An 8,022-nucleotide genomic window follows, 5' to 3' on the forward strand; every position below is an offset into this window, starting at 1 on the left:
CGACTGGATTGGCATTGCTGGGTGGCATGTTGATGGTGTTGGTGGTCGGTTCGATGATGACTCCGGGCTTCTATGCCATTTTCCAAACACTCCGTGAAAAGCTTAAAACGAAACAACAGTAACTCATAGCCTCAATAAAGTGACGGCAAAGGTGTGTTGCTGCTTTATTGATGGTTTTTACCCCTCGTTATGAATTTTAAAGATTGTTTTTACCGTCTAATAATTGAGGGAGGCAGGGAGTATTTCTCTGACCCGTTTTTAAATCTGAGCCATGTGAGTACGGAAGCGGCTATGGCTCCAATGAGAATAAGGTTTACACATGAAAAAACTATTATTGACCGCTTCAATGTTAGCTGCAATGTCTGGTACTGCTTTGGCGAATGAAGAAGAAAGCCAAGTGATTGATCCATCGGATCTAACTCGCGTTTATACACAAGCTGCTTTTTTTGTTACTTCTGACGCTGATATCCGTTTGTCTTCAATGCTAACTGGGTCATGGTCTGAAACGACTCAGTTCGGTGGCTTTATCGAAGGCAACTTTGGCGACTCAGATGCTAAGCCGGGCAAAGATTCAATGGGCGTTGACTACCTTGGTAGCCGAGCTCAATATTTCCAAGTGTCAGCAATTGATAGTTCATTGATGCCACGTGTTGGCTTCATGGCGGACTTCATCCACACTAAGAACTCGGCACTGGGTTTGGATGACAATACCTTGATGTCTGTCGGTGCTATTGGCTTGATTAACCCTGCTTATACCGGCGGTGCAATGCTGTTTCCAAACGTAAACTACACCATTGGTGAAGTGTTTGGTGAAACGGCAGACGGCTACATGCTAAACCTGTTTGCTACTATCCCAATGGGAGATTCTGGCGCGTTTGTTCAAGCATGGCCTGAATACATGAACGTTTCTGGCGACACAGTTGAACTTGAGTCGACGTCTTTCAACATCATGATGAATGCTCCTATTAAGGAAGACCGAACTCAGTGGCTAATGACGAAGCTCCAATACGCATCTGCAGATGTGACTCTGCCAACGGGCGTTACGCTAGAAGGTGACTACGAGCTAAAAGCAGAAGTCGGCGTGAAGTGGTTCTTTTAACGCACTAGGGTGAGCTATCTATGGTTCAACTAGCCATGGTTTAACTATCTATGGTTTAGCGTCCTAACAAGCGGTAACTAAGCTATGGTTTAAATAAGAAGAGAGCTAATGATGTTAGTTCTCTTCTTTTGTTTTATGGCGCTAAAGATAGCTTTAATCCAGTGAACTCGATGCTTGAACCATAATTCAACATGGTCATTTTGTTGTTTTAAGATTACACTGCGCCCAATATTTCAGAAGTACATATTTAGGTAGAGGTCACCATGGACCAAGAACATTACGAAGACGCTGATTACGAAGGCCAAGAGCTGGGCGAAGAAGGCGAAGAGATTGAAATTGAAGCAATTGGTATTGATGTTTCATCACAGCCAATCGAGCTCTACAAAGTGTTTAAAATTGCTAACCTAGTGAGTGGTGGCGGAGAAGCTAAACACATCATCTCTGAAGGCTACGTAGCGGTAAATGGTGAATTAGAAACTCGTAAACGTCGTAAAATGTACGATGGCGACTTCTTTGAATTCAACCAAGAGTACTATGTAGTGGTGTGCGATCAGCCAGTACAAGAAGAATCAGAAAAGCCGAAAAAGAAAGAAGCGCCTAAAAAAGATAACAAGGCGAAGAAAGGTCAGTCTAAAAAGGATTCTAAGAAGAAAGAATCTAAGAAAAGCAAAGCAGAAATGCTAAGCGCAACGGCTGAACCAAAGAAAGAGAAAAAAGAGAAGAAGAAAGAAAACAAACCGAAAAAGAAAGCGGATACGCCGAAGCCAACACGTGACGACAAAAGCGGCCGTAATTCGATTGAGTTCTTCTAAGTTATTACTTTGAAACGTAAGCACCGTTATACCCAGGTTTTACGTTAAACAGATATCAAAAGACTCACTATTTAGTGAGCCTTTTTTGTAGGTGTAAATTAGGTCCTGACCTAATTTTATTTTTGATGAGCCACAAACTCTACAAACTTATCTCTAAGTGGGTTTTCACTCTCTCCATTCCAGATCAATCCGACAGGCCAAGTGGCGTATTCACCTTCTAAAGTAATGAATTCCACATCGGTATTGCTAATGAACTGCGCACTGCTAGGAACAATGGTGAAGCCGATATTGGCAGAAACCAAGGCAAGCAGGGTGAGGATATCATCGGCTTCTTGCGTCTTTGATAAGTCGATTTTATTGGCAAGACAATATTGTTGAATCTGTCTGTCTAATCCGGGACCGCGATGTTGGGCGAGCTTTAGATAAGGCCATTTCGATAACTCAGAGACGACGAGATTTTTGTTTGGCGCTTGCTTGAGAAGATCTTGGTGTATCGCGACCACAAGCGAATCATTGAACAGTGTTAGGCTTTCTAAATCCGATGATTCTGGTATCCGATTGAAGCTGATATCGAGGTCATGGCTCAATAACTCATCTGTCTGCTGCTTGGAAGGTGTGTCATTTAACGTGATATGAACGTCTGAGTATTGTTGTTTATAAGCCGCAATAAGCTTGGGTGCTTCATGATAAGTAGACACGCCAAAGGCAATGTTCAAATGTCCCTGAGTCCCTTTTACCACCGAGCCTGACAGCTGCTCAAACGCTTGCATTGAATGAACCAAACGTTGGGCTTCTGCCAGTAACGTTTTTCCTGCGTGCGTGAGCTCTGCGCCATTCCTGCCACGAGAAAACAGAGACGCCCCAATATTGGATTCAAGTCGTTGAATCTTTTTAGTGAGTGCCGATTGAGTGATGTAGAGCTGCTCTGATGCCAAACGGTAATTGCCCGATTTAGCGAGCTGACAAAATGCCTTCAGGAGATCAAATTCCATTCCAAATACTCATTGAATTGAGAATATCTTTCATTATATGGAATTGAATTGATTTTTTATACTAGGTTCATACCAATCAGATAAAGCGAAGTTTGAGGACGAACCATGAAGAAAGACATCAAAGTAGCGTCGGTTCAATTTAACCACCACGCAGGTGATAAGGCGTATAACTTATCGGTTATAGAGCAATACGTTCAAAAGGCTGCGGACAGTGACGTGCAGATCGTCAGTTTCCCGGAGATGTGCATCACTGGCTACTGGCATGTGTCTGCTTTGTCGCGAGATGAGATTGAAGCGTTAGCGGAACCTGTACCGGGTGGTGAATCGACTCAAAAGCTGATTGCACTGGCAACACAGTTTGGAATCAGTGTTGGCGCGGGCTTGATAGAGCAGGGCATCGATGGCGAATTATACAACACCTACGTATTCGCCATGCCCAATGGTGAGGTACAAAAGCACCGTAAACTGCACACCTTCGTTAGCCCACATATGAGCAGTGGCGACCAATACACAGTGTTTGATACGCCTCATGGTTGCAAAGTCGGTATCTTGATTTGTTGGGATAACAACTTGGTTGAGAACGTCAGGATCACTGTTTTGAAAGGCGCCGATATATTGATTGCGCCACACCAAACGGGCGGTTGTCATTCACGAAGCCCGAACGCGATGAAGCGAATTGACCCTGAGTTATGGTTTAACCGAGATGAAAACCCAGATGCGATTCGTGCAGAAATGCAGGGCAAGAATGGCCGCGAGTGGCTAATGCGTTGGCTGCCTGCAAGAGCGCACGATAACGGCCTCTTTGTGGTGTTCAGTAATGGTGTAGGTGTTGATATGGACGAAGTGAGGACAGGCAACGCGATGATCTTGAGCCCTTACGGTGAAATCATTGCTGAGACCGATAGTGTTGATAACGATATGGTGATTGCAGAGCTAAAAGCAGAAGAGTTAGATATGTGTACGGGCAGACGTTGGATTCGTGGTCGTAAGCCAGAGCTTTATCATTCACTCACACAACCTCTTGGTCATGAACTTGATCCGCACCAAGCGCGTTTTGCTGAGAAATAATGGTGTAAGCGCTGGTGAAAAAGGATGTATTAGGGACGGTTGAAAGGGAGGGGGAAGTTGGAGGGGAGAGAAGAGTTCCTGATGTAGTCTACCCACTTAAACTGTTTTTAAGTGGGTAGACTATTTACACATCAAGCATCAAGCACCAAGCATCAAACGTCAAACGTCTAAGTTCTATTCTCAGTGTCGAGTGCGAGAAGACGTCAGTTCTGATGCACGAAGTTGAGCAACGGCTTTTGCTAGTTCAAGCTGAGCTTGTGCAAAGTTGATGTCTACATTGCCCTTATTGATATTTTCTAGAGCTGCATATTTCGCTTCTTCTGCGCGAGCGCGGTCAATATCTTGACCGTGCAAGGCAGTATCGGCTAACACCGTTACCACATCCGGTTGAACTTCCAACATCCCGCCAGAGACATAAAGCACTTGCCCCTCTGATTTAGGATCTGTGACAAACACTGTGACGCCCGGCTTGATCTTACTGAGAAGCGGGGAGTGACCGGGGCGGATCCCCAGCTCACCATCAGCGCCAGAAACGGCTAGGGCATACGCTGGACCTGAAAACAGCGTACCTTCCGCACTTACAATATTAAGTTGAAATGTATTATCTGTAATTCCGATAGCCATGGTGTACCTGCCTCTTAGAGTGATTTTGCTTTGTTAAGCACTTCGTCGATAGAACCACAGTACAAGAATGCCTGCTCTGGGATATCGTCATATTCGCCGCCTAACAGGCCTTTAAAGCCTCTTAGTGTTTCGCTTAGCGGTACAAATACACCTTTCTGACCAGTAAACACTTCGGCTACGTGGTAAGGCTGAGTTAAGAAACGTTCAATCTTACGAGCGCGAGATACGGTCTGTTTGTCTTCAGTAGACAGCTCATCCATACCAAGAATCGCGATGATGTCTTTTAGCTCTTTGTAGCGTTGCAGCGTTGTTTGGACTTTTTGTGCAATGTCGTAGTGCTCTTGGCCAACCACAAGTGGGTCTAATTGGCGAGAGGTTGAATCCAATGGGTCGATTGCAGGGTATAGGCCCAATGCCGCGATATTACGAGACAGTACAACGGTCGCATCTAAGTGAGCAAAGGTTGTTGCTGGTGATGGGTCAGTCAAGTCATCCGCAGGTACGTATACCGCTTGGATAGACGTGATAGAGCCTTGTCTAGTCGAGGTGATACGCTCTTGAAGCACACCCATCTCTTCAGCGAGTGTTGGTTGGTAACCTACTGCTGAAGGCATACGGCCTAACAGTGCTGATACTTCTGTTCCCGCAAGTGTATAACGGTAGATGTTATCAATGAACAGCAGTACGTCACGACCTTCATCTCGGAAGCGCTCAGCCATAGTCAGGCCTGTAAGTGCAACACGTAGACGGTTTCCCGGTGGCTCGTTCATTTGGCCGTAAACCATGGCTACTTTGTCTAGTACACCCGCTTCTTTCATCTCGTAGTAGAAGTCGTTACCTTCACGAGTACGCTCACCAACACCGGTAAATACAGATAGACCTGAGTGGGCTTTTGCGATGTTGTTGATAAGCTCCATCATGTTGACAGTCTTACCTACGCCAGCACCACCGAACAGACCAATTTTACCGCCCTTAGCGAACGGACAGATAAGGTCGATAACCTTAACGCCGGTCTCAAGAAGTTCAGTGCTGTTTGCTTGTTCTTCATAAGAGGGTGCTTCACGGTGAATTTCGTAGCTTTCTTTTTGACCGATTTCACCGCATTCATCGATAGGCTGGCCAAGAACGTTCATGATACGGCCTAAGGTTTCTTCGCCCACAGGAACAGTGATTGGAGAACCGGTGTTTTCAACAGTTAGGCCTCGGCGCAAGCCATCTGACGTACCCATTGCAATACAACGAACGATACTGCCACCCAGTTGTTGCTGAACTTCCAATACGAGAGAGCTTGCTTCTTCGCTCGTCACTTTCAATGCATCATAAACGCGTGGGCTGTTGCCGCCGCTGAACTCGACGTCTACCACCGCGCCGATAACTTTAACTATTTTTCCAACACTCATCTCTAAATCCTCAAATTCTATTCTTAACCCACTCTTTTCTGCCCTTAGACAGCTTGAGCACCTGAGACTATTTCACTCAGTTCTTGGGTAATGGCAGCCTGTCGCGCTTTGTTGTATACCAACTGCAAATCATCGATGAGTTGGCCTGCGTTATCGGTCGCCGCTTTCATGGCCACCATTCGGGCTGCCTGCTCACAGGCAATGCTCTCTACGATGCCTTGATACACTTGCGATTCAATGTATCGATGTAACAGCTCAGAGAGGATGTCTCTTGGTGCTTGTTCATAGATGTAGTCCCAACGACGTGCTTTTTTCGCGCCTCCATCGGCTTCAGAATCTGAAGGGTGGGGCAGCAACTGCAAGGTCGTTGGTTCTTGAACCATGGTGTTGATGAACTGGTTATAAACGAGATACAAGCTGTCGATTTTTTCGTCGTCGTAATGCCCTAGCATCGCGTTAACCGTACCTAAAATGTCTTCTAATTTAGGCGCGTCACCAAGGCCTGACGTTTGCGCGATAACATTGCCGCTGCGTTGGAAGAACGAGATAGCCTTAGATCCCACTAAGGTTGTTTCTACCTCGACTCCCTTGGTGCGCCATTGCTCCATTTCTTCTAACACTTTCTTGAACAAGTTCGAGTTCAAGCCACCACATAAGCCCCGGTCGGACGAAATAATGATGTAAGCAACGCGTTTTGGTTCACGCTGTTGAAGGTAGGGATGCTGGTATTCGAGCGACCCTGATGCGACATGAGAGATAACTTTGCGCATGTTCTCTGCATATGGACGTGTTAGCGTCATATTGTCTTGAACCTTACGCATCTTACTTGCCGCAACCATCTCCATTGCACTGGTGATTTTCTGAGTGTTACTAACACTGCCTATCTTGGTGCGAATTTCTTTAGTATTTGCCATTATCTGCTCCTAATTTGTTTTGATTTCCAGCCAACAAACCGGAGCGTTTACCAAGCTTTCAACGCTACAAAGTCACCGAGAAGCTTTGCAAGAGCGCCATCAATTTCATCGTTGTAGTCACCATTAGCGTTGATGGTGTCGAACAACTCTGGGTTTTGACCTTTCGCGTAAGCAATCAATTCTTCTTCAAAACGTGCAATTTTGTTCAACTCTACGTCAGCCAAATAGCCTTTTTCTGCTGCGTAGATAACCGTTGCTTGCTCAGCGACAGACATCGGAGAGTATTGCTTTTGCTTCATCAATTCGGTTACACGCTCACCATGGTCAAGCTGCTTACGCGTCATGTCATCTAAGTCAGAAGAGAACTGAGCAAATGCGGCTAATTCGCGGTATTGAGCTAATGATGTACGGATACCACCAGACAGTTTCTTGATGATCTTGCACTGCGCCGCGCCACCCACACGAGATACCGAGATACCAGGGTCAACAGCAGGACGTAGGCCTGAGTTGAACAGTTGGGTTTGTAGGAAAACCTGACCATCAGTAATTGAGATTACGTTGGTTGGTACAAACGCAGATACGTCACCCGCTTGAGTTTCAATGATAGGAAGCGCTGTCAGTGAGCCTGTTTGGCCTTTCACTTCACTGTTCGTGAACTTCTCTACGTATTCCGCATTCACTCTTGCAGCACGTTCTAGTAGACGAGAGTGGAGGTAGAATACGTCGCCAGGGAAGGCTTCACGACCCGGTGGGCGTTTCAGTAGCAATGAGATTTGACGGTAAGCGACGGCTTGTTTTGATAGGTCATCATAGATGATCAGTGCATCTTCACCACGGTCACGGAAGTATTCGCCCATGGTGCAACCCGCATAAGGTGCTAGGTATTGAAGCGCGGCTGATTCTGATGCTGATGCTACAACAACGATGGTATTTTTAAGCGCATCGTGGTCTTCGAGTTTACGAACAACGTTTGCGATAGTAGAGGCTTTCTGGCCGATAGCCACGTACACACATTTGATACCAGAATCTTTCTGATTGATGATCGCATCGATAGCTAACGCTGTTTTACCCGTCTGACGGTCACCGATGATAAGTTCACGTTGACCACGACCG

General features: G+C 46.0%; 8 protein-coding genes. 3 read left to right on the forward strand and 5 right to left on the reverse strand.

The annotated features are described in order from the left end of the window. Positions 1–319 precede the first annotated feature (319 nt). Both AB4653_RS01885 and AB4653_RS01890 read left to right on the forward strand, forming a co-directional pair. The gene (locus AB4653_RS01885; protein WP_009844927.1) at positions 320–1,099 is read left to right on the forward strand and encodes a hypothetical protein; all 780 of its coding nucleotides are present in this window, start codon (positions 320–322) and stop codon (positions 1,097–1,099) included. 263 nt (positions 1,100–1,362) lie between these two features. After that, positions 1,363–1,911 carry an RNA-binding S4 domain-containing protein gene (locus AB4653_RS01890; RefSeq protein WP_009844928.1) on the forward strand — a complete coding sequence of 183 codons (549 nt, stop codon included), beginning with the start codon at positions 1,363–1,365 and terminating at the stop codon, positions 1,909–1,911. 116 nt (positions 1,912–2,027) lie between these two features. Here the strand turns inward: AB4653_RS01890 and AB4653_RS01895 are convergent, their stop codons facing one another. Then, the gene (locus AB4653_RS01895; RefSeq protein WP_009844929.1) at positions 2,028–2,903 is read right to left on the reverse strand and encodes a LysR family transcriptional regulator; all 876 of its coding nucleotides are present in this window, start codon (positions 2,901–2,903) and stop codon (positions 2,028–2,030) included. 105 nt (positions 2,904–3,008) lie between these two features. Here AB4653_RS01895 and AB4653_RS01900 point away from each other — a divergent pair, with 105 nt between their 5' ends. Next, on the forward strand, positions 3,009–3,971 hold the full coding sequence (locus AB4653_RS01900) for a nitrilase family protein (protein ID WP_009844930.1): 963 nt from the start codon (positions 3,009–3,011) through the stop codon (positions 3,969–3,971). Between the two features lie 180 nt (positions 3,972–4,151). Here AB4653_RS01900 and AB4653_RS01905 read toward each other — a convergent pair whose 3' ends face one another. From AB4653_RS01905 to atpA, 4 genes are all read right to left on the reverse strand, one after another. Further along, the gene (locus tag AB4653_RS01905) at positions 4,152–4,595 is read right to left on the reverse strand and encodes a F0F1 ATP synthase subunit epsilon (RefSeq protein WP_004730391.1); all 444 of its coding nucleotides are present in this window, start codon (positions 4,593–4,595) and stop codon (positions 4,152–4,154) included. A 14-nt stretch (positions 4,596–4,609) separates the two neighbouring features. Then, positions 4,610–5,995 (reverse strand): F0F1 ATP synthase subunit beta, encoded by a 1,386-nt coding sequence (atpD, locus tag AB4653_RS01910; protein WP_004730394.1) that lies wholly within the window; start codon positions 5,993–5,995, stop codon positions 4,610–4,612. A gap of 44 nt (positions 5,996–6,039) precedes the next feature. Beyond that, complete coding sequence (gene atpG, locus AB4653_RS01915; protein ID WP_009844931.1) at positions 6,040–6,909, reverse strand: F0F1 ATP synthase subunit gamma; 870 nt, start codon at positions 6,907–6,909, stop codon at positions 6,040–6,042. Positions 6,910–6,956: 47 nt separating this feature from the next. Further along, on the reverse strand, positions 6,957–8,022 hold a 1,066-nt coding region (gene atpA / locus AB4653_RS01920), incomplete at its 5' end, for a F0F1 ATP synthase subunit alpha (RefSeq protein ID WP_372103189.1).

The sequence above is a fragment of the Vibrio sp. 10N.222.48.A3 genome (assembly GCF_041475345.1).
Classification (GTDB): domain Bacteria; phylum Pseudomonadota; class Gammaproteobacteria; order Enterobacterales; family Vibrionaceae; genus Vibrio; species Vibrio tasmaniensis_A.

What these genes read in the sequence shown, in the direction of transcription:
- atpD (WP_004730394.1), bottom strand. Translation starts at nt 5,995, where the DNA reads ATGAGTGTTGGAAAAATAGTTAAAGTTATCGGCGCGGTGGTAGACGTC.
- AB4653_RS01890 (WP_009844928.1), top strand. Translation starts at nt 1,363, where the DNA reads ATGGACCAAGAACATTACGAAGACGCTGATTACGAAGGCCAAGAGCTG.
- AB4653_RS01900 (WP_009844930.1), top strand. Translation starts at nt 3,009, where the DNA reads ATGAAGAAAGACATCAAAGTAGCGTCGGTTCAATTTAACCACCACGCA.
- AB4653_RS01895 (WP_009844929.1), bottom strand. Translation starts at nt 2,903, where the DNA reads ATGGAATTTGATCTCCTGAAGGCATTTTGTCAGCTCGCTAAATCGGGC.
- AB4653_RS01885 (WP_009844927.1), top strand. Translation starts at nt 320, where the DNA reads ATGAAAAAACTATTATTGACCGCTTCAATGTTAGCTGCAATGTCTGGT.
- atpG (WP_009844931.1), bottom strand. Translation starts at nt 6,909, where the DNA reads ATGGCAAATACTAAAGAAATTCGCACCAAGATAGGCAGTGTTAGTAAC.
- AB4653_RS01905 (WP_004730391.1), bottom strand. Translation starts at nt 4,595, where the DNA reads ATGGCTATCGGAATTACAGATAATACATTTCAACTTAATATTGTAAGT.